Annotated in this window: 18 protein-coding genes; 8 read left to right on the top strand and 10 right to left on the bottom strand. The window is 72.0% G+C overall.

The window, feature by feature from the left end; translation table 11 throughout:
• Both ACWGH0_RS14290 and ACWGH0_RS14285 read right to left on the bottom strand, forming a co-directional pair.
• Positions 1 to 2,136, bottom strand: coding sequence for a SpoIIE family protein phosphatase (locus tag ACWGH0_RS14290; protein ID WP_453404453.1), 2,136 nt, complete (start codon positions 2,134 to 2,136; stop codon positions 1 to 3).
• A 273-nt stretch (positions 2,137 to 2,409) separates the two neighbouring features.
• The gene (locus ACWGH0_RS14285; protein ID WP_453404452.1) at positions 2,410 to 3,210 is read right to left on the bottom strand and encodes a LysR family substrate-binding domain-containing protein; all 801 of its coding nucleotides are present in this window, start codon (positions 3,208 to 3,210) and stop codon (positions 2,410 to 2,412) included.
• A 45-nt stretch (positions 3,211 to 3,255) separates the two neighbouring features.
• Here ACWGH0_RS14285 and ACWGH0_RS14280 point away from each other — a divergent pair, with 45 nt between their 5' ends.
• Complete coding sequence (locus ACWGH0_RS14280) at positions 3,256 to 3,672, top strand: DUF5997 family protein (protein WP_453404451.1); 417 nt, start codon at positions 3,256 to 3,258, stop codon at positions 3,670 to 3,672.
• A gap of 45 nt (positions 3,673 to 3,717) precedes the next feature.
• Here the strand turns inward: ACWGH0_RS14280 and ACWGH0_RS14275 are convergent, their stop codons facing one another.
• The 8 genes from ACWGH0_RS14275 to ACWGH0_RS14240 form a co-directional block, all read right to left on the bottom strand.
• Complete coding sequence (locus ACWGH0_RS14275) at positions 3,718 to 4,095, bottom strand: 5-carboxymethyl-2-hydroxymuconate Delta-isomerase (RefSeq protein WP_453404450.1); 378 nt, start codon at positions 4,093 to 4,095, stop codon at positions 3,718 to 3,720.
• Between the two features lie 151 nt (positions 4,096 to 4,246).
• Positions 4,247 to 5,353, bottom strand: a complete 1,107-nt coding sequence (locus ACWGH0_RS14270) for a prephenate dehydrogenase (RefSeq protein WP_453404449.1) — start codon at positions 5,351 to 5,353, stop codon at positions 4,247 to 4,249.
• A gap of 69 nt (positions 5,354 to 5,422) precedes the next feature.
• Positions 5,423 to 6,361, bottom strand: coding sequence for a DMT family transporter (locus tag ACWGH0_RS14265; protein WP_453404448.1), 939 nt, complete (start codon positions 6,359 to 6,361; stop codon positions 5,423 to 5,425).
• Positions 6,358 to 7,605, bottom strand: a complete 1,248-nt coding sequence (locus tag ACWGH0_RS14260; protein WP_453404476.1) for an aminotransferase-like domain-containing protein — start codon at positions 7,603 to 7,605, stop codon at positions 6,358 to 6,360. The genes ACWGH0_RS14265 and ACWGH0_RS14260 overlap by 4 nt, the downstream gene beginning before the upstream one ends.
• Before the next feature lie 61 nt (positions 7,606 to 7,666).
• Entirely contained in the window at positions 7,667 to 8,587 is a 921-nt protein-coding gene (locus ACWGH0_RS14255) for a phytanoyl-CoA dioxygenase family protein (protein WP_453404447.1), read from the bottom strand.
• Complete coding sequence (locus ACWGH0_RS14250) at positions 8,584 to 9,756, bottom strand: alpha-hydroxy acid oxidase (RefSeq protein ID WP_453404446.1); 1,173 nt, start codon at positions 9,754 to 9,756, stop codon at positions 8,584 to 8,586. The genes ACWGH0_RS14255 and ACWGH0_RS14250 overlap by 4 nt, the downstream gene beginning before the upstream one ends.
• Positions 9,753 to 10,862 carry a 4-hydroxyphenylpyruvate dioxygenase gene (gene hppD, locus ACWGH0_RS14245; RefSeq protein WP_453404445.1) on the bottom strand — a complete coding sequence of 370 codons (1,110 nt, stop codon included), beginning with the start codon at positions 10,860 to 10,862 and terminating at the stop codon, positions 9,753 to 9,755. The genes ACWGH0_RS14250 and hppD overlap by 4 nt, the downstream gene beginning before the upstream one ends.
• 586 nt (positions 10,863 to 11,448) lie before the next feature.
• Positions 11,449 to 12,216, bottom strand: coding sequence for a DeoR/GlpR family DNA-binding transcription regulator (locus ACWGH0_RS14240; protein ID WP_453404444.1), 768 nt, complete (start codon positions 12,214 to 12,216; stop codon positions 11,449 to 11,451).
• A 167-nt stretch (positions 12,217 to 12,383) separates the two neighbouring features.
• Here ACWGH0_RS14240 and ACWGH0_RS14235 point away from each other — a divergent pair, with 167 nt between their 5' ends.
• From ACWGH0_RS14235 to ACWGH0_RS14205, 7 genes are all read left to right on the top strand, one after another.
• Complete coding sequence (locus ACWGH0_RS14235) at positions 12,384 to 13,616, top strand: MFS transporter (protein ID WP_453404443.1); 1,233 nt, start codon at positions 12,384 to 12,386, stop codon at positions 13,614 to 13,616.
• Positions 13,617 to 13,619: 3 nt separating this feature from the next.
• Complete coding sequence (locus tag ACWGH0_RS14230) at positions 13,620 to 14,231, top strand: HAD family hydrolase (protein ID WP_453404442.1); 612 nt, start codon at positions 13,620 to 13,622, stop codon at positions 14,229 to 14,231.
• The gene (locus ACWGH0_RS14225) at positions 14,228 to 14,524 is read left to right on the top strand and encodes a hypothetical protein (RefSeq protein ID WP_453404441.1); all 297 of its coding nucleotides are present in this window, start codon (positions 14,228 to 14,230) and stop codon (positions 14,522 to 14,524) included. Before ACWGH0_RS14230 ends, ACWGH0_RS14225 begins: the two co-directional genes overlap by 4 nt.
• 269 nt (positions 14,525 to 14,793) lie before the next feature.
• On the top strand, positions 14,794 to 16,062 hold the full coding sequence (locus ACWGH0_RS14220; protein WP_453404440.1) for an aspartate aminotransferase family protein: 1,269 nt from the start codon (positions 14,794 to 14,796) through the stop codon (positions 16,060 to 16,062).
• Positions 16,059 to 17,030 (top strand): inositol monophosphatase family protein, encoded by a 972-nt coding sequence (locus tag ACWGH0_RS14215; protein WP_453404439.1) that lies wholly within the window; start codon positions 16,059 to 16,061, stop codon positions 17,028 to 17,030. Before ACWGH0_RS14220 ends, ACWGH0_RS14215 begins: the two co-directional genes overlap by 4 nt.
• On the top strand, positions 17,027 to 18,064 hold the full coding sequence (locus ACWGH0_RS14210; protein WP_453404438.1) for a zinc-dependent alcohol dehydrogenase: 1,038 nt from the start codon (positions 17,027 to 17,029) through the stop codon (positions 18,062 to 18,064). Before ACWGH0_RS14215 ends, ACWGH0_RS14210 begins: the two co-directional genes overlap by 4 nt.
• Positions 18,061 to 19,971, top strand: coding sequence for a beta-galactosidase (locus ACWGH0_RS14205; RefSeq protein WP_453404437.1), 1,911 nt, complete (start codon positions 18,061 to 18,063; stop codon positions 19,969 to 19,971). Before ACWGH0_RS14210 ends, ACWGH0_RS14205 begins: the two co-directional genes overlap by 4 nt.
• Positions 19,972 to 20,097: the final 126 nt, after the last annotated feature.

Here is a 20,097-nt window from a genome sequence, read left to right as displayed (position 1 = left end):
TCAGGGACGCGTCTCCCCCGCCCCCTCGGTGCCGATCAGCAGCAGCGCGATGTCGTCGTGGCGGGGCTGCTCGGACGGCGGGCGCCGCACCAGGGCGTCCGCGACGGCGGCCATGGTGGCGCCCCCGCACAGCGAGAGGCGGTGCGCCAGGCCGGCGATGGCCTGGTCGATGTCGACGCCGGGAGCCTCGACGAGGCCGTCGGTGTACAGGGCGAACACGGAACCCGGGGGCAGCGCGATGTCCGACGTGCTGTACCGGGCGGCCGGGTCGATGCCGAGGAGCAGCCCGGCCGGTACGGATACCACCTCCGTGTGTCCGTCGGGACCGCGCAGGAGCGGCGGGGGGTGACCGGCGCTCGCCAGTTGCACACGGCGGCTCGTGAGGTCGATGTGCGCGTACGTACAGCTGGTGAACAGGCCGGTGTCGAGGTCGGTGAGGAGACGGTTGGTGCGGGCGAGGACTTCGTCGGGGGGCGCGCCGGCCGAGGCGTGCACGGCGGTGCGGACCTGTCCCATGAGGGCGGCGGCCTCGACGTTGTGCCCCTGTACGTCGCCGATGGCGGCGGCCGCCGTGGTGTCGTCGAGGCGGATGAAGTCGTAGAAGTCCCCGCCGACGCCCATGCCGTGTCCGGCCGGGAGGTAGCGGGCCGCGACGTCGAGTCCGGCGAGGTGGGGCAGGGTGTGCGGCAGGAGGCTGGCCTGGAGGCCGTGGGCGAGCTGGTGCTTCGCGTCGTACAGACGGGCCCGGTCGAGCGCCTGCGCGACCAGTCCGGCCAGTGAGCTGAGGATCGCGCGCTCCCCCGGGGCGAAGGAGCGGGGGAGCGCGTAGGCGAGGACGAGGGAGCCGACCGGGCGGCCCGACGCGACCAGCGGCAGGAAGGCCCACGCCCGCATGTCGCCCAGGATGACGGCGGAGGGGTAGGCGGCGTGGAGTTCCTCCGGGCTGGCGAAGAACAGGGGCATGCCGGTGGCCAGCACCCGTGCGGTGGGGGCGTCGGAGTCGAGGGGCGCGCCGTCGAACCGGCCGAGGAGTTCGTTGGTCTGGCCCCGGGTGTGACCACGGTGTCCGATGACCTTCAGACGCCCCTCGTCCGCCACGAAGATCGTCATGGCCTGGGCGCCCAGGGCGGGAATGAGCTGGTCGGCCGATTGGTCGACGACGTCGCGCACCCCGGCGGCCTCGGTGAGGATGGCGGCCAGGTGCATCAGGTGGTACAGGGCGGTCGCCCGGCTGGGCAGCGACGCGGACGCGGGCGGGCTCGTCGCGTCGTCGCCGTCCGCGGGCGCGTCGGCGGGCGTGATCCGCACGCTGATCCCGGAGGCGTCCGCGTAGAGGTGGAACGCCAGCCAGTGGTCGGGGGGGCGAAGGACGGTGAAGGACGTGCTCTGGCGGCTGATCACCGCGGCGCGGTAGCGGTCCTCGACGGTCGCGTTGTCCATCCAGGGCAGGGCCTCCCACGGCAGGGCCCCCATGAGGTCACCGGGGTCGGCCCCCAGCAGGTCGGCCGCGGCGGGAGTGATGAAGGTGATGCGGCCGCTGAGGTCCAGTGCGCAGCTGCCGCCCGGCAGGCGGTCGACGAAGGCCACCGCCGCCGCGGCCTCGGCCGGGCCCGGTGTGCGGCTCTCGGCGGCGGGGAGCACGCGGGGCCGGTGTTCGGGCAGGAGGGGGCGGCCGTCGTCGGCGGCCTGCCGGATCATCCGCCCGAGCCGGTCGCATCCGGTGTGCACCGCCTGGCGTTCGCGCTCCCCCAGCTGCTCCGGGTACGAGCCGGGCCACAGCAGTACGACCCCTCCCAGGGTCTCGCCGCCATGGACGACGGGGGCGGCGGCCAGGGTGAACCGGTAGGGCAGGACCAGCGCCGGGCGGGGGTAGCGGCGGCCCATCTCCTCCTGGCTGCCGATCCAGATGAGCCGCCGTTCCCGCACGGCGTCGGCCACGGGAATCGGGTCCGTCAGGGCGACCCGCGTCCAGGGCGTGGCGAACTCCCGGGCGACTCCGCCGATCACCACCAGGTGGAGCGCGTTCTCCCCCGGCGGCAGCAGGTACACCATGACGGCGGACGCGGCGGTGTCGTGGAGGATGTCGGACGCGACCGGCTCCAGCCTTCGCACCCCGTATTCGGCAGACCCCTCCATACGGTCACTCTCCCCCGGAGGCGCCCGCCGGGCGCGTCCGCCCGCGCGGCCGGGCTCCGCGTCCGCCACCGGCGTGGGAGCACCCGCCGGGCCCCGGAAGCCGTCCGGCCCGTGCCGCCGGCATCCGGGACAGGCTGTCAATGAACCGCGCGAATGCACCCATAACGCGACAATACGCTGACCCCGGAGAGGAGGGCGGGGCCCGTGCGGGCCGGATGCACCTGAGCGTCCCCCCTTCAGGGCACCGTCACCGCGCCACCCGCCGCGCGGCGGTCAGGAGCGGCGGCGGGGTCTGCCGCGCTTGGCGCCCTTGGCGGGGCCGCCGGAGCCGCCCCGCGAACCCTTGCCGGCCGGCTTCCCCGCCGAGGTGCGCACCGGCTTGCCCCCGGCCTTGCCGGCGGCGGGCTTGCGCCGGGCGTCGCGCGTGTCCGCGCTCTTGCCCTTCGCCGCCGCCGACGGCGCGGGACGGCCGCGGGAGCTGTTGACGGTCCGGCCCCGTACGATCCCGATGAAGTGCTCCACCAGGTCGGTGGTCGCGTCCTCGGGCCACGACAGCGCGACGCGCGACTGCGGCGCGTCCGACACCGGCCGGTAGGTGAGGTCCCTGCGGTGGTGCAGGCGGGCGAGCGACTGGGGCACGACGAGCACGCCGATGCCCGCCGCCACCAGTTCGACGGCGTCCTCCGTCGTGGCGGGGCGCTCGTTCGCGGGCAGCCCCGGCAGCCGCTCCCACCCGAGGGTGTCGTCGAGGGGGTGCAGCACGATGTCGTCGGCGAGATCCTCGGTGGACACCTCTTCGGCCGCCGTCATCGGATGGTCCTTCGGTACCACCACCACGGTCGTCTCGGTGTAGAGGGGGATCGCGCTGAGGTCCGTCCGGTCGACCGGCAGCCGTACGAACCCCGCGTCGGCCTCGCCGCGCCGCAGTACGCCGAACGACTCGGCGGCGGTGACGCCGGTCAGGGTCAGGGGGACCCCGGGCAGCCTCTCGTTCCAGATCCGCACCCACTTCGTGGGCATCACTCCCGGCACATAGGCGAGGCGGAACGAGGGGGATGCATCGGGAGCGGTCACCCCGCAAGGCTACCGCCCGGCCGGACGTGGTCGGAGGCAGCACGCATGCTCGATACCCTTGACGCCATGACGTCGCACAAGAACACCCAGACCATGAAGCCCGCGACCGCGGCGAAGAAGCTGGGTGTGTACCTCGAGGCCACCCCCGCCGAGTTCCAGGAGGGTGTCGTCTCGCGCACCGAACTGAACACCCTCCAGACCGACCCTCCCCAGTGGCTCCAGGATCTGCGACGCAACGGCCCGCACCCCCGCCCGGTGGTCGCGGCGAAGCTGGGCGTCTCCATCGCCGGTCTCGCCCGCGGCGGTGTGACGGAGCCCCTCACCACCGAGCAGATCGAGGCGCTGAAGGCGCAGTCGCCCGAGTGGCTGGAGCAGGAGCGCGCCAACCTGGCCGAGGTCCGGAAGGAAGCGGTGCGCATCAAGGAGAAGAACGCGCAGAAGGCCGACCAGCACCCCTCCTGACCGGCTCGCCCCTGCGCGTACCCCCTCGGGCGACCCCGCCGGGCGCTAGCTGCTCGGCGAGCCGCCGGGGGTCACGTGCTTGGCGTACGCCGCGCTGAGGTCCGACACGTCCACGGAGGCGTGCACCACCCCGGGGACGGAGGCGGTGTGGCGGCGTACCAGGTCCAGCACGGCCGCGCTCAGCGCCGCCTTGGCCTCGGTGGTGCGGCCGGGCAGGATGGCGAGATCGACGTGGATCAGCGCCTGGCCGTCGTCCCCGTCGGCGACGACGACCTCGTCCACGCGCCGGAAACGGGTCTTGCAGCTCGCCACGGTGATGCCGGCGACCGTTTCCGCTGCCAGCGCGTGCAGTTCCAGAGCGAATTTCCGGCGGTCCAGGGCGGCTTCCACGGTGCTGTCGTGGTCGACGACGATGTGCGGCATCTGCGTTGCTCCTCGTTCGCGTTCGGATGTCCGGGCGGACGGTCAAGTCAGTCGGGACGGACGGCGTCCCGTCAAGTCATGTTCACGTCGTGTCGGTCGGGTCGGGCCCCGTCCGGGGCACGGCATGCCGTGCCCACGAGGCCCGTCCGCTTCAGGCCAGGGCCGGGACCTGGTGGACCGCCCATCCCCGGTCGCGCAGCGCGACGGTGAGGGGGCGGGCGATCTCCGCCGCCACCTGGATCTCGACCGTTTCGTGCGGCGGCGGCCCGTCGTCCGGGAGCACCATGCCCTCCAGGTCCATCCGTTCCGCGTTCACGTCGTCCAGCAGCCGGGCCAGCGGCCGGTCGCGGCCGACGAGGGCGACGGAGAGCGAGGCGGGCGGCACCTCCGTCCCGCCGTACCCGTGCGTGGTGACGACGCGGGAGTGCCCCTCGCTGCCGCGCCGCAGGATGTCCGTCAGATCGGCCCGTGCTGCCTCCCGGCTCTGCCGCCCGCCGCCGGTCAGTCCTTCGAGCGCGTCGGCCGTGCGTCGCAGGTCGTCGGTGAGATCGGCGAGCAGCGGGCCGACGGCCGCCGCGTTGCACGCGAGTACGTCCGCCCACAGCCCGGCGTCGCCGGCGGCGATCCGGGCGAGGTCTCCCATGCCGCGGCCGGCCAGCCGTACGGCGTAGTCCTCGCCCTCCAGCAGCCGGGCCGCGGTGAGGCTCGCCATCAGGTGGGGCAGGTGGGACACGAGGGCCACGGCCCGGTCGTGGTCCCGGTGTTCGAGGAGCACGGGGACGGCGCCGCACAGCGACACCAGTTCCAGGGCGCGGTTGAGCGCGGCCTCGCGGGTGTCCGCGGCCGGGGTGAGCACCCAGTGGCGGTCCTGGAAGAGGTCGGCGCGGGCCGCGAGCGGACCTGAGCGTTCCCGCCCGGCCAGCGGATGCCCGCCCACCAGCGACGTGGTGTCGCACCCCAGGTCCACGCACGCGTCGTACACCGGGGCCTTGACGGCCGCCACGTCCGTGTAGACCTTGGCGAGTCCGGACTCCTGCTGCGCGGCGAGGGCCGTCGCGACCTGCGACGGCGGGACGGCGATGACCGCGATGTCCACCGGCGCCGTGGGGCTTTCGGGTGTGCCCGCTCCCCTGGCGGCGGCGAGGCGCACGCCGTCGGGGTCGCGGTCGATCAGGTGGGTGGTGATTCCGCGGCCCGTCAGGGCCAGGGCGATCGACGTGCCGATGAGACCGGTTCCGACGACTGCGGCGGTTCTCAAGGTGACGCTCCTCGACCGTGGTGGTGGGGGTGGGGGCCGGACCGTCCGGCGGGGACCCGACGGTCCGGTCTACCGGTCGGCCGGGGCGGGCGCCGTCGGCTCCGCCGCGGGGAAACGGTCGCCGGTCAGGCGCCGCAGCAGCGCCGGGCTGGTCAGCATGACGGCGTTGCCGATCAGGATCAGGACGACGCCGGCCAGGTCCCGTACCGTCCAGTGGAAGTCCTCGAACACCGTGGACAGCAGGAGCGCCACGATGGGGAAGAGCACCATCGCGTACGCGGCGCGCTCGCCGCCGATCCGGCCGAGCAGAGTGAGGTAGGCGCCGAAGCCGATCACCGAGCCGAACACGGCGAGGTAGAGCAGCGAGCCGGTGTACTCCAGGGTGGGCTCGAACAGCACGCCGTCACCGAGGAACGCCGCGAACGGAGCCATGAGCAGCGCCCCGTACCCCATGGCGTAACCGGTGCCCTGGATGACGGGGATGCCCGCCGCCTGCGTCTTGCCGGACACGACGTTGCCCAGGCAGAACACCAGGGTGCCGATGACCGACAGCACGATGCCGCGGCCCGCCCCTGAGGAGAGGTCGAACGCCCGGAACTCCGGCCAGAAGACCGTGGCGATGCCCAGCAGGCCCACCGCTCCCCCGACGAGGGTCTTGGCGGTGATCGTGCGCCGGAAGAAGATGCGGGCGAAGGCGATGTTCACCACCAGCGACATGGCGAAGATGATCGACACGAGGCCGGTGGTGAGGTGGTGCTCGGCGACGTAGAAGCACAGGAAGTTCGTGGAGAACATCAGTCCGCCCATGAGGGCGAACTGCCCGTGCACGCGCCCCGGGTAGCGCAGCGGCAGTCCGCGCAGGCGCGCCCACGCCAGCAGGATCACGGCGGCCAGGGCGAACCGGTAGGCGATGGACGCCGTGGGGTGCACGTCGCCCAGCTGGCCCTTGATGGCCAGCCAGGTGGAACCCCAGATCAGTACGGTCACGACGTAGAGGACGGCGTTCACAGGCAGCTCCGTTGCAGCAGGTCCACCAGGCGGCGGGCTCCCTCGACGACCTGGTCCGGCGTCAGGTAGCTGACCGACAGACGCATCTGCCGCCGGCCTCCGTCGTCCGGGTGGAAGTAGCTCATGGGGGTCCAGATGACGCCGTGCTCGCGGGCGGAGACTTCGAGCAGGGCGTTGTCCGCCGGGACGGGGAGGGTGAGGGTGAGGAAGAAACCGCCGTCGGGCGCGTTCCAGTGGATCCCGGCGGCCTCGCGCGGTTCCGGCGGCAGCAGCCGCTCCAGATGCTCCAGCAGAAGCGCCAGGTTGCCCGCGTAGAAGTCGGCGGCCGGCTTGTTGGCCTCCCGCAGCCGGCAGTCGTGCATCAGGAGCATGCCGCCGATGACGGCCTGGCTCAGCGCCGGCGTGTTCACCGTCACCATGCCCTTGATCTTCGACAGTTCGTCCGCGAGGAGCGTGCGGGTGCCGTCCGCGGCCTCGACGAGCTGGTCGGCGACGACGTAGCCGACCCGGGCTCCGGGGAAGCACGTCTTGGCGAACGAGCCCAGGTAGACCACGCGCCGCCGGTCGTCCAGGGCCTTGAGCGTGGGACTGCCGTCGCCGGTGCGGGTGAAGAAGCCGTACGGGTTGTCCTCCAGGAGGAGCAGGTCCTCCCGGTCGGCCAGGCCGAGCAGATCGTGGCGCGCGGGCAGCGGCATGCGGGTGCCCGTCGGGTTGGCGAAGTCCGGCACCACGTAGAGCGCGCGGGGCCGCTTCCCTGCCGCCCGGAGTCCGGCGACCGTCCGCCGCAGCGCTTCCTGGTCGACGCCTTCCTCGCCCTCGGGCACGTGCACCGTCTCGATGTCCAGCAGCCGGGCCGCGCCGGTGATCCCGACGTAACAGGGCGAGGAGACGAGCAGGACGTCCGCGGGCGAGGCGAACAGCGCGCGCAGCGTGAGGAACATGCCCTCCTGGCAGCCCACGGTCACCACGAGGGACCGGGGGTCCGCCTCGATGCCCTCGTCGTTGCGCAGGGTGCGGGCCACGAGGTCGTGGATCTGGCCGTTGGTGCGTCCGTACTGGAACAGCAGGGACCTGATCTCGTCGGGGCTGCGGCCGAGGTCCTCGGCGAGGTGCCGCTTGTACGCGTCGAGGTAGTCGCCGATCCGCTCGACGTCGAACAGGCCCTCGTACGGGCGGCCGGGACCGAAGGAGATGGCGTCGGGGTGGCGGGTGGTGACCTCGTTGAGGAAGTTCATCACCTCCATCAGCGGGTCGCCGAGGGAACCGTGCAGGTCGCGGGCGGCCAGGACGTGGGGCGGGGGTCCCTCATTCACCGGGCGTCTCCCACAGGACGGGGCAGAAGTCGGGGTCGGTGTAGTCGGGGTTGCCGTGCTCGTCCGCGCGGACGAGCACGTCGTTGTTGTAGACCACGCGCTCGCCGTCGGAGAGGTGGAAGGGCCGCCACTGGTTGGCGCTGTCCTGGAGGTGCAGCGATATCGCGCGGCGCGGCCGGTCGCTGACGTTGTACCCGCTGCCGTGGTAGGTGCGGCAGTGGTGGAAGCTGATGTGTCCCTTGGGTACGACGACGGGCACCTTGCGGACCTCCACCCCGTTGTGGGCGGCGTTCTCCGCGAGTACCTCCTCCAGCTCCGACCGGTCGCGCTCGGCGAAGTGACGGGTGGTGGTGTCGTCCGTGCCGATCTCCTTCCAGCGGTGGCTGCCGTCGACCATCGTGATGGTGCCCATCTCCTCGCCGCAGTCGTGGAAGGGGATGAAGGCGGTGAGCATCTCGTCGGACGAGCAGGTCTGCCAGTAGTGGCGGTCGAAGTGCCAGGGCACGATGTTGCGTGCGTCGTCCGCGCGCGGCGGCTTGTGGATGAGGGTGCTGTTCCACAGGCGTATCTGGCCGCTCCGCGCGATGCGCGCGGCGACCGCCGCGATGAGCGGCTTGGCCAGGATGCCGCGGATGGTGTCGTCCTCGTAGAAGATGTAGTCGTTGTGCCGGTGCACGTCGCCCTGGTCCGGCTCCCAGTACGCCAGGCGCGGAGGGCGGGTGGGCAGGGTGCGGTCGCGGTGCCCGGCGTAGAAGCGGTCGGCGGCGGAGTCGAGGAGGTCGACCTCCTCGTCGGTCAGCAGCTTCTTCGACAGGTACCAGCCGTGTTCCTGGTAGAAGGCCACGTCGTCGTCGGACGGCAGGAGCTCCTGCTCGGCCTCGGTCAGCGAGAAGCGTACGTCGTGGGTCGTCATGCCATGTCCTTGTCGTTCGTGTGGGGGTGGCAGGGGTGGGCGGCGCGGCGGTGGAGGACGTCCGGGGCGATCGTGTCGAGGCGGGGGCGGCCGGTGAGGGCCATCGCCTCTTCCAGCTCCGCGTGGAGGGTGGTGAGGACGTGTTCGACGCCCGCCGCTCCGTCGACGGCGAGGCCCCACAGGACGGGGCGGCCGACCAGCACCGCGCGGGCGCCGAGAGCCAGTGCCTTCAGGACGTCCGTACCGCGGCGGACGCCGCCGTCGACGAGGATCTCGCAGTGCGCCGACGCGGCTTCGGCCACTTCCGGCAGGGCGTCCAACGCGGCGACGGCGCCGTCGAGTTGGCGGCCGCCGTGCGTCGACACGATCAGCCCGTCGACGCCCAGGCCGGCGGCCCGCCGCGCGTCCTCGGCGGTGAGCACCCCCTTGAGCACCAGGGGCAGCCCGGTCAGCGAGCGCAGTCGCGCCAGGTCCTCCCAGGTGAAGGCGGCGTCGTGGTGGCGGGCGGCGTGCTCGACCAGGGTGGAGCGGGCGCGGCGGCCGTCGTGCAGCCCGGCGGCGTGGTCGTCGTCGAGGTTGGCCGGCCCGATGTGCGGCGGCAGGCTGAAGCCGTTGCGCAGGTCGCGCTCCCTGCGCGCCATCCGGGGGGTGTCGGCGGTGACGACCAGCGCCCGGTAGCCGGCGGCTTCGGCCCGGCGCACGAGCGATGCGGTGACCTCTCTGCGGCGCAGCATGTAGAGCTGCAACCACAGCGGGCCGGTCGCGGCGGCGGCCGTCTCCTCCAGGGTGGTGCTGGCGAAGGTGCTCGCGACGGTCAGCACGCCGGCCGCGCCCGCCGCCCGTACGGTGGCGCTCTCGCCCTCCGGGTGCACCAGGCGGTGGTAGGCCATGGGCGCGACGCCGACGGGGAACGCCACCGGGCTGCCGAGGAGCGTGGTTCCCGTCTCGCAGTGGGACACGTCGACCAGCGTGCGCGGGCGCAGCCGGTACTGGTCGAAGGCGGCGCGGTCGCCGCGCAGCGACACCTCGTCGCCGCTGCCGCCGGCGATGTAGTCGTACACCGGCCGGTCGAGCCGGGCGCGGGCGGCCTCGGCGTAGTCCCGCCAGGACAGCGGAGCCGTCGGCTCCACTCCTGGGAGGGGGGCCGGGGCGGCGGGCGCGGCGGTCATCCGCCGGCCTTCGCCAGGGCGCCGGCCGGCGCCGCCTCCTGCGGCCGGCCGGCCCGCTCGCGCTCCACGGCCTCGTAGAGCGCCTTGATGTTGCCGCTGCCGAAGGTACGGGCCTCCAGCCGCTGGATCAGCTCGAAGAAGACCGTCCTGCGGGCGTACGGGGAGCGGGTGAAGACCTGGACCAGCTGGCCCCATTCGTCGCGGTCGGCCAGCAGGCCCAGTTCGCGCAGTTCCTCGTGGTCGATGTCCACCTCTATGCCCCGCTCGGCCAGCGCGGAGTAGTAGCCGGCCGGGGTGGGAAGCAACTCGACGCCGGAGGAGCGCAGTTCGCGGGCCGCCCGGGCGATGTCGTCGGTGCCGTACGCCACGTGCTGCACGCCGGGGCCGTCGAAGCGGTCGAGGAAGTCGTCGAGCTGGCCGCGGTCGGCGGCGGGGGCCGGTTCCACCATGGTGAAGGTGACGCCCCGGGTCTCGTCCTGCACGACCTTGGACGCCATGGCCTGACCGCCCACGACGATGTACTCGTCGTAGGTGTGACGAAGGCCCAGGGAGCGCTGGTAGAAGTCGACCATGGCGTCCAGCGAGCCGGGGCGCAGGCACAGGGCAAGGTGGTCCACCGACCGCAGCAGTCCCGGGTCTGCGGCGCCCGCGGCGGCCGTCGGCCGGTAACGCCCGGGCAGGAAGGTTTCCGCCGGTCCCTCGCGCTGTACGAGGGTGTGGACCAGGTCGTTGGTGGCGGCGATGGTGGCGCGGACGACACGGCCGTCGGCGTCCTCGAAGGTCTCGGGCTTTGCGACGACGTCCGCTCCGGCGGCCACCGCGCGCTCGAAGTCCCCGGCGGCGTCGGTGGAACGCAGGGCCACATCGCGTACGCCGTCGCCGTGCCGGCGTACGAACCGGGCGGCGGCGTGGTCGGCGTGCAGGGCGGACGTCAGCACCAGGCGTACGCCGCCGTGCGCCAGGACCAGCGAACGGGCTCCGGCGAGGCCGGTGTCGGGGCCGGCCTCGGCCACCACGCGGAAGCCGTACGTACCGCAGTAGTAGTGGGCGGCCTGGTGGGCGTCACCCACGAAGAACTCAACATGGTCGACTGAATGAACGGTCATGCCGATCCGATCTGTGCTCGAGGTGATAATCGGGCGCCGACGGGCGGACGGCCGGGCTGGCCGCCACGGGCCGGACAGGGCCGTGGCGGGGCTGGGCGGTGAGCCCGCGGCGGGGCTGGGGAGACGTTCACCGGGTCCTCCGACCTGGTCATCGAGGGGGCTGTGCAACCGGATGAGTGGTCTCGTGCAGCCTGGGGATCCGAACAGGATTCGGCAATGCCGAACGCCTACGGAGAGCAAAGCTCACTGACCCCGACCCCGTCAAGCACTTTCCTCACCGGGGCCACCTGCGACGATTTCACATCAACCACCATGCGCGATCGGCGAGTTGATGAACACTCAACGGCGAAGAACGGCCGGATATCGCCCCGCGCTTCACTGTGACGCCACCCCGGGTTCAGCATTGCCGAACGGAGTCCGGCGCCGTAGAGTCCTGACTCGATCTCGGGATGGCACCGCGCCCACCGGCGATCCCGGCGGGTGGGTGGCGGGCGGTTCCGGCGCGACGGGGAGGGGCGGACGTACGGCACACGGCGCCGCGGCCCGTGCGGCCGGGGCGTGCGCGGCACCTCGCGGGGCGGCCGGCTCAGGCGTCCGCCGGGCGCACCACCTCCACGCCCTGGTCCCTCAACTCCTGCACCACCGCGGAGTCGTCGGGGGCGTCCGTGACGATGAGGGCGATCTCCTCCATCGAGCAGATGCGGCCGAGCGCGGCGCGGCCGAGCTTGTCGGCGGTCGCGACGAGGATCACCCGCTGCGCCGCCTTCACGGCGGCGCGCTTCACCTGTACGTCGTCCAGGTTGTAGGCGGTGGCGCCCTGCACCGGGTCGACACCGCAGCAGCCCAGGATGAACGTGTCGAAGCACAGGTCCTGGAACGTCTGGACCGGGGTGTGGCCGTAGAAGGAGAGCTCCTCGGGCCGCACCTGACCGCCCGGCATCAGCAGCTGGATGCCGGAGTGCCCGGAGAGGGCGAAGGCGGCGTGCAGGGAGAGCGGGGTGACCGTCAGCTGGCGGTCGGCCATGGCCTTGGCGATGGCGACGGCCGTCGTACCGGTGTCCAGGGCGACCGTCTCGCCGTCGGTCAGCAGCTCGACCACCGTGCGGGCCAGCCGCTCCTTGGCCTGCCCCTCCGACATGGCACGGATGGCGTACGGCGGTTCCACGCCACCGGGCAGGTTGCTCAGCGCGCCTCCGCGCACCCGGCGCAATGCGCCCCGGGACTCCAGGACCTCCAGGTCACGACGGACGGTCATCTCCGACGCCCCCGTGGCCCGGGCCAATTCGGCCACCGTCGCGCGGTTCTCCTTCATGAGCAGCGCCACGACGAACTTGTGCCTCTCCATCACGTTCATGTGTCTGCTTTTAGCACAGAAACCAGCCGTCGCGAGCATACGCACATCAGAACTGTTGAAACGAACGACTGCGGTGAGTAGTGTTCGGCTCGCTGTGTGAATCCGAGCATGTTTCGAACGTCGCTCATGTTCGTTCAATAGTCAATGATGAAACGACGAGGAGAACGATGTCCGCAACCAGTGAGGCCGACCTGCCGGACACGGGAAAGCCGCTCCTCACCACCGTCGCGATCATCGCCTCGTGCGTGGCGTTCGTGGTGATCGGAGCACTGCAGGCGCTCTACGGCCCGGCGATCCCGGCGCTGCGAGACGAGTACGGCCTGAGCCCGGCCGTGGCCGGCCTCAGCCTCAGCGCCCACTTCGTCGGCGCGCTCCTGGGAGTGCTGATCTACCACGTCCTGCGAGGCCGTCTGAACAACCGCGTGCTGCTCGGCGGTTCGTACGTGCTCATGGCGGCCGGCGCGGCCGGCTTCGCCTTCGCCCCCAACTGGGGCCTGGCCCTGACCGGCACGTTCGTGATCGGTCTCGGCTTCGGCGGCATCGACTACGGCCTCAACCAGCTCTTCGCGATCGGCTTCGGCCGCCGCAGCACCGCCATGCTCAACCTGCTCAACGGCCACTTCGGCGTCGGGGCGATCGCCGGCCCGGCCCTGATCGGCTGGCTGGGAGCGGCGAACTACCCGGCGATCTTCATCGGCGTCGGCGTGCTGTGCGTGCTGATCCTGTTCACGCTGGGCGGGGTGGCGGCCAAGGAGCCCGAGCCGGCCCCGGTGGAAGGCGCTTCGGCGGGCGGAGCCCGGGTCCTTCCGATCATCGCCGTGTTCATCGGCATCTACGTCCTGCACGTGGCCATCGAGACCGGCGTCGGCGGCTGGGAGCCCACCCACCTGGAAGCGGTGGGCTACGGAGCGGCGGCCGCCGCCACGGCGACGTCGGCGTACTGGGCCGCCATGACCATCGGCCGGTTCATCGCCGCACCCCTCAGCCTGCGCTTCTCCGCGCCGGCGATCCTGATCGTCTGCTGCGCCGGCATGGCGGGCTTCCTGCTCCTGGCGACCGTTCCGGCGTTCGCCCCGTACGCCTACTTCGGCGTCGGCCTGATGATCGCGCCCATCTTCCCGACCTGTCTGCCCTGGCTGAACCGGGCCGTGCCCAGCGTGGCGGCGGCCGGCGCCTATGTGATCGCCGCCTCGATGATCGGCGGCGTGGCCTTCCCGCCGCTGCTCGGCGGGGTGATCGACACGATGGACGTGAAGGCGGTGCCGCTGGTGCTGTTCGTACTGGCCGTCGCCTGCGCGGTCCTGAGCCTGTGGCTGCGCAAGAACGCACCCGACCCCGACGGCATCTCCGGCCCCCGCGAGGCGGACCGGGCGAAGCCCGTCGCGACCCAAGGGACCTGACACATGAAAGCCGTCCTCTTCGACATGTTCGGCGTCATAGCGCGCGTCCAGTCACCCGAGTCGCAGGCCGTGCTGGAACGCACGGCCGGCGGTGAACCCGAGCGGTTCTGGGAGGCGTACTGGTCCCAGCGCGCCCCCTACGACCGCGGCGACGTGACCGGTCCCGCGTACTGGAAGGGGGTCTGCGCCGGGCTCGGCATCCCTGTCGACGCACGCCTGACCGACGACCTGATAGCCGCCGACCTGGACAGCTGGAGCGAGATCGACCAGCGCAGCGTCGACCTGCTCGGCGCCCTCGCCGGCCGCGGGATCACCTGCGGGCTGCTCTCCAACATCCCCGAGGAACTGGCCGTGCGGTACGAGACCAGCCAGCCCTGGCTGGAGCACTTCTCCGTCGTCGGCTTCTCCTGCCGGATCGGCAGCGCCAAACCCGAACCGGCCGCCTACCAGTGGTGCGTGAGGGAACTGGGACTGCCCCCCGAGGAGATCCTGTTCGTCGACGACCGGGTGGAGAACGTCCGGGCCGCCGAGGAACTGGGCCTCAAGGGACACGTGTTCACCTCCCCCGCGCACCTGGAGGGCGTCCTGCGCACGCTGGAGGCGGCGTCGCGGTGACGTCGCCGCCGCTTCTCCTCGCCCGGTGCGCCGCCGCGCGGGGCTGTTTCCCGCCACCCCGGCGGGAGATCGAGACGGGCCGCGGTCTCGCGGGAGCGCTCCTGGTCCAGGGCGCCCTGACGGACCGGCTCCAACTCGGCGCGGACCGGGTCCGGTCGACCGGCCGGGGCGACACGGGCGATCCCGCACTGGCCGAGGCGCCGGCGCGGCTCGGCCGGGGCGGGCGGCGGCGGGCCCCGGCCGTGGCCGATTCCCGTACTTCCTCGGCCGCCGCTCCGGCCTTTCACGGTTAGCGATTACGGCCGGTCGCAGGCGGATTCGAGACGCCCCGCGTACGCGTCGGCCAAAATACATTCATCATCCAAGATCCCTCTTGTCAGGGCCGGTTCGAATGTGTTCGTATGAGTGGGAAGGCGGCGCCGAGAAACTCCCCGGAACACCGGGTGAGAAGTAAGGACCGCTCCATCCGGCAGCAGGCACATCCCCTTCCTTTCCCTTGGACGTGACGTGCGTTTTTCCGTCCATATCTCGACGTTTTACGTGACCCGTGTGAGAGGGACCGATGGATACCAAAGATGTTACCGAGCACATCTATTACCCCGTCAGCGACCGCAAGATGGACCGCGGTGAAGGCGTCTACCTCTACGACGAGGACGGCAATCGCTTCCTCGACTGCGCGTCCGCTACCTTCAACCTGAGCCTCGGTTACTCCCACCCGGCCGTCATAGCCGCCATGAAGGAACAGCTCGACAAGGTGGTCCACCTGACCTCCTCGTACCAGAGCGACCCGATCAACGGCCTGGTCCGGCGGCTGGTGGAGGTCTCCCCCGACAGCCTGACCAAGGTGCACCCCAAGGTGTCCGGCGGCTCGGCCGCGAACGAGGGCGCCATCAAGATGGCCCAGATGGCGACCGGGAAGTCCGAGGTCATCACGCTGTTCCGGAGCCATGTCGGGCAGACGATGATGATGACCTCGATGTCGGGCAACTCCTTCCGCCGCGAGCCGTTCCCCAACCTCTTCCCCGGCAGCCTCCAGGTGCCCGACCCGTACTGCTTCCGCTGCTTCTACGGGCAGCAGAAGGAGACGTGCGGCACGATGTGCGTGGACCGCCTGGAGGACTTCGTCGACTACGCGAGCTCGGGCCGCGTCGCCGCCGTCCTCATCGAGCCGATCTCCGGAAACGGTGGCAATATCGTGCCGCCCGACGGTTATATGCAGAAGCTGCGGGCCTTCTGCGACGAGCAGAACATCGCGCTCATTTTTGACGAGATCCAGACGGGTATCGGCCGCACCGGCCACATGTTCGCCGCCCAGTACTTCGACGTCGAGCCCGATGCCATCACCACGGCCAAGGGGCTCGGCGGATCGGGTGCGCAGGTCGCCGCCATCATTACCAATGAACGGCTCGCCGGCCTGCCGGCGAACCACCACTCCTTTACGTACGGGTCAAATCTCCTCGCAGCGGCTGCGGCGAATGTCACTCTCGATATCGTGCGCAAGCCCGAATTCCTGGCGAACGTCACCCGAACCGGCGACTACATCATGGAACGCCTGGAGGACATGAAGACCCGCTATCCGGCCATCGTGGATGTCCGCGGTGTCGGACTCATGATCGGGTTCGAGATCGCCGAGGCGGACGGCAAGCCGGCCGTGAAGCTCACCAACCACCTGGCCGGGAAGGCCATGGAACACGGTCTGATCCTGCGCACGTCGCGCTACGGCTACGGCAACGTCCTCAAGATCCGTCCGCCGCTGATCCTCACCATGGACCAGGCCGAGGAGATCTGCGACAAGCTGGAGGACCTCTTCCTGGCGGAGCTGGCCCGATGAGCACACCGAACGCGATGAAGCACCTCCTCACCTCGCTCGGCGAGCACGTCCGCTCCGAGCTGCTGGCCTACGCGGACCGGGGCCAGGCCCGCCAGGTCCACGGCGACTCGCCCGGCGGCGACGCCCAGTTCGACGTCGACGAGGTGGCCGAGAAGGCCGTACTGGACTACCTGCGCGCCCACGCCGAGGTACCGCTGGCCCTCTACACCGAGGACGGTTCGTACGTCGAGCTCGCGCCCGACCCGCAGCTGCTGCTCGTGGTCGACCCGATCGACGGGACCCGCCCCACGTCGGCGAACCTGGAGATGGGCATGGTGTCCATCGCCGCCGCGCCCTACGGCGACGGCGCCCCCACCCTCGCCGACGTCCACGCCGCGTGCCTGGTGGAGATCAAGAGCGGGGCGTGGATCTACGGGGACGACACGGAGGGGCTGACCAGCAACGGCTTCACCACGCCGGTCCCCCGTCTGAGCCGCAACACCGATCTGACCCGGATGTTCTGGTCGATCGAGTTCAACGGGCACCCCATGCGCCTGATGGCCGACGCCTACGACCACCTCGTGGACCGGTCGGCCAACACCGGCGGCATCTTCGTGTTCAACAGCAGCACCTTCTCCATCTCCCGGATCATCACCGGCCAGCTCGACGCCTACGCCGACATCGGCAACCGCGTCCTGCGCGACCACCCGGACACCGAGGAGCAGTTCCTGAGCGTGGGGCGCGGGTCGATCCTGCATCTGTTCCCTTACGACATCGCCGCCGTGGTCTACCTCGCCCGGCAGGCCGGCGTCGTCATCACCGACGCCTACGGCGACGACCTCGGCACCACCTCCCTCGTGGACCTCGGCCCGATGAACCAGAAGTCGTGCATCGCCGCGGCCACCCCCGAGCTCCACAAGCAGCTCCTCGACTCGATCCGCTGGGACCTCGGCCGCGGCACCGCCGCGCCCGCAACGGAGGCATCATGAAGGCACTGACGCTCACCGCCGACCGCATGCTCGCCCTCGTCGAGCACCCCAAGCCCGAGCCCCGCGCCGCCGACGACGTCGTCATCCGCGTCACGCAGAGCGGGATCTGCGGCACCGACCGCAGCGTGCTCGTGGGCAAGTTCCCCGCCGAGACCGGGGTGGTGATGGGCCACGAGGCCGTCGGCGTCGTCGACTCCGTCGGTGACGGTGTGACCCGCTTCGCCGTCGGCGACCGGGTCATCGTCAACCCCACCCTGTACTGCGGGAACTGCCCCACCTGCCTGGAGGGCCACTGGAACTTCTGCGGCCGCAAGGCCGGCACCGAGGTCGGTCTGGACTACGACGGCTCCTTCGCGGAGTTCATCCGCCTCCCCGAGCTCTTCTGCCACGCCATACCCGACGGCATGAGCTTCGACCGCGCCGTCGTCGTCGAACCGCTCGCCTGCGCCCTCAACAACATCGAGGCCGGCCGGCTGGCCGCCGGTGAGACCGTGGTCGTCGTCGGCGGCGGCCCCATGGGCGTCGTCACCGCCATGGCCGCCCAGTTCTACGGTGCCCGGGTGCTGCTGGTCGAGCCGGACCCGGTCCGCCGGGACCTCGGCCGGGAGGTGTTCGAGGCGCCCGACTTCGGTGGCCGCGTCACCCTGCACACCCCGGACGACCCGGCGCTCGCCGAGAGCGGCGACCTGGTCGTCGATTCCGTCGGCAACCTCCTGGAGCAGAGCATCGGCTACGCCGCGCTGCGCGGACGCGTCGTCGTCATGGGCTTCAACAGCAACGCCTCGGCCACCGTACGTCCGCTGACGCTCCTTCAGCGGGGGCTTCAGATCATCGGCGCCGGGGACTACAACAGCATGATCTTCCCGAAGGCCGTGGAGCTGGCCCGCCGGCTTCCGCTGGAGCGGGTGGTCACCCACCGCTTCGACCTGGCCGACCACGAGGAGGCGTTCAAGGCCCTCGCCGCCGTCCCGGGCGCCGAGTACGCCGCGCTGAAGGTCGTCCTCGTACCGCCGCACCCGGGGGCCGACGCGTGAACCACTCCCCGCACACCCGTCTCGCCCAGACGCTGGTCCCCGGCACGTCCCGTCCCGTGGTCGTCGGCGAGTACCCGTACTACCGGGCCGATCCGGCCAACTGGGCCTCCAACCTGCGGGAGCTGCGCCGGCTCGGCGTCGACGTGGTCTCCTGCTACCTCCCCTGGCGCTTCCACGAGACCGGCGAGGGCGCCGAGCGCTCCTTCGACTTCACGGGGGAGACCGACCCCCAGCGGAACGTCGTCGGGCTGCTCGACCTGGCCGCCCGCGCCGGCCTCGGCGTGCTCCTCAAGCCCGGGCCCTTCATCCACGCCGAGGTCCAGCTCGGCGGGCTGCCGGACCGGTTGTGCGAGCCGCCGTACACCGCGTACCGGGGCCTGGACGGCAGTGTGCTCACCTCGCAGGGCAAACCGCTGCCGAGCCTCCTCGACCCGGAGGTGCGCAAGGAGAGCGAGATCTGGCTGCGCGCGGTGGCCGACGAGGTCGTGGCCGGGGCCGCCGGTCCCGGCGGCCCGGTGGTCGCCCTCCAGCTCGGCAACGAGGGCACCGCCGGGGACGCCCACCTGCCGGTGGACGCCCAGGACGCCTCACCGGCCGCCCGCGAGTCCTTCGCCCGCTGGCTCACCGGACGCGGCCTGCCCGACGAGGCCGCCCGCGCCACCGAGGACGTCGGCGCGTGGAGCAGCGCGCAGCGCCTGCTGTGGTCCGAGTGGTGCGGGCACGCCATCGTGGGGATGTGGGACGACATGTCCGCGCTGTTCCCCGAGGGCCCCGCCCGGCTGGCCAACGTACCGCTCGCCGGCCTGGACTCACCGGGTGCGGCGCTCGACGCCTGGGCCTCCCGGCAGCGCGCCGTCCAGGGCTCCGGGCACCTGATCGGCCACACCGAGTGGGTGGGCAACCCGGCCCGTGACACCACCGCCTTCGGTTCCCACCTGACCGGGATCCTGCTCGGCGGCACGGACGTGGTCGAGGCCAACTGGGGCTTCACCTGGACCGACGCCTCCTTCGCCCGGCCGGCCACCCCGGTGTTCAACGCCCTGCTGGCCCTGCTCCTCGGTTCCAGCACCGTCAGCGTCTACACCGCCTGCGCGACGGCGAGCTGGGGCCTGCTGGTGGACATGGACCCCGACGGGCTGCGGGCCGACGGCGTGGACCCGGCCCTGCACGCCCCGCCCTACACCCCCGGGGCGCCGCTGTCCGAGGGCGGCACACACCAGGCCAACGCGGAGGGGCTGCGGCTGCTGGCCGCGTTCCTCGACCGCTTCGGCGACGTGCTGCTCACGAGCACCCTCGACCGCGACGCGGTGGTCCTGGTCGACCGGGCGCTGCCCGAGGCCGGGGCCTGGCAGCGGACGAGCCGTACGGCTCTCGCGGAGCTCGCCGACGCGGTGCAGGACCAACTGGCCTCCTCGGGACGGCTGCTCGGCCTCGGCTGGCTGGACGAGCGCCCCGCGGGACCGGAAGGCGGCGCCCCTGTTCCCGTCGCGGTACTGCGCGCGGGTCACGACGAGGGGGCGAAGGCCGCCGACGAGCTGGCGGTCGTGGCCGGAGCCCCGGCCGACGGGGCGGTCGCGGACTTCGTCGCCTCCTTCACCGCCGGGCTCCCGGCGCCGGGCGGCCCGCGCTGGACGACGGAGCACGGCCGGGCGCGCGTCCTGAGCCGCACCGGCCCGGGAGGCGTCCGCGTCGTCGGCGCGTTCAACCCCACCGGCGGTGACGACCGGATCACCGGCGACGACGGCGCCTGGACGCTGGACCTGCCCGCGGGCCACGCCGCCGTGACCGTCAGCCGCGACGGCGCTCTCCTGGGATGGCTGGCCACCCCGGAGGAGCCGTCCACCACGCCCGTCGCCCTCACCTGGGGCGGCGGCGAGGCCGACGCGCGACGCGTCCTGGCCTCCTGAGAACGCGGGCGGCGGGAGCGCGTACCTGACAGCGCGCCCTCCCGCCGCCCGTCCCCTCGCCCCTCCGCGCCCCGGTGTGTCAGCCGCCGCCGGGCGCCCTCCCACGCGCGAGACGGCGTCACGCAC

The sequence above is a fragment of the Streptomyces sp. NPDC054887 genome (genome assembly GCF_053610585.1).
Note: the sequence above shows the minus strand (reverse complement) of the source record. Positions and strands in the feature narration are given on the sequence as shown.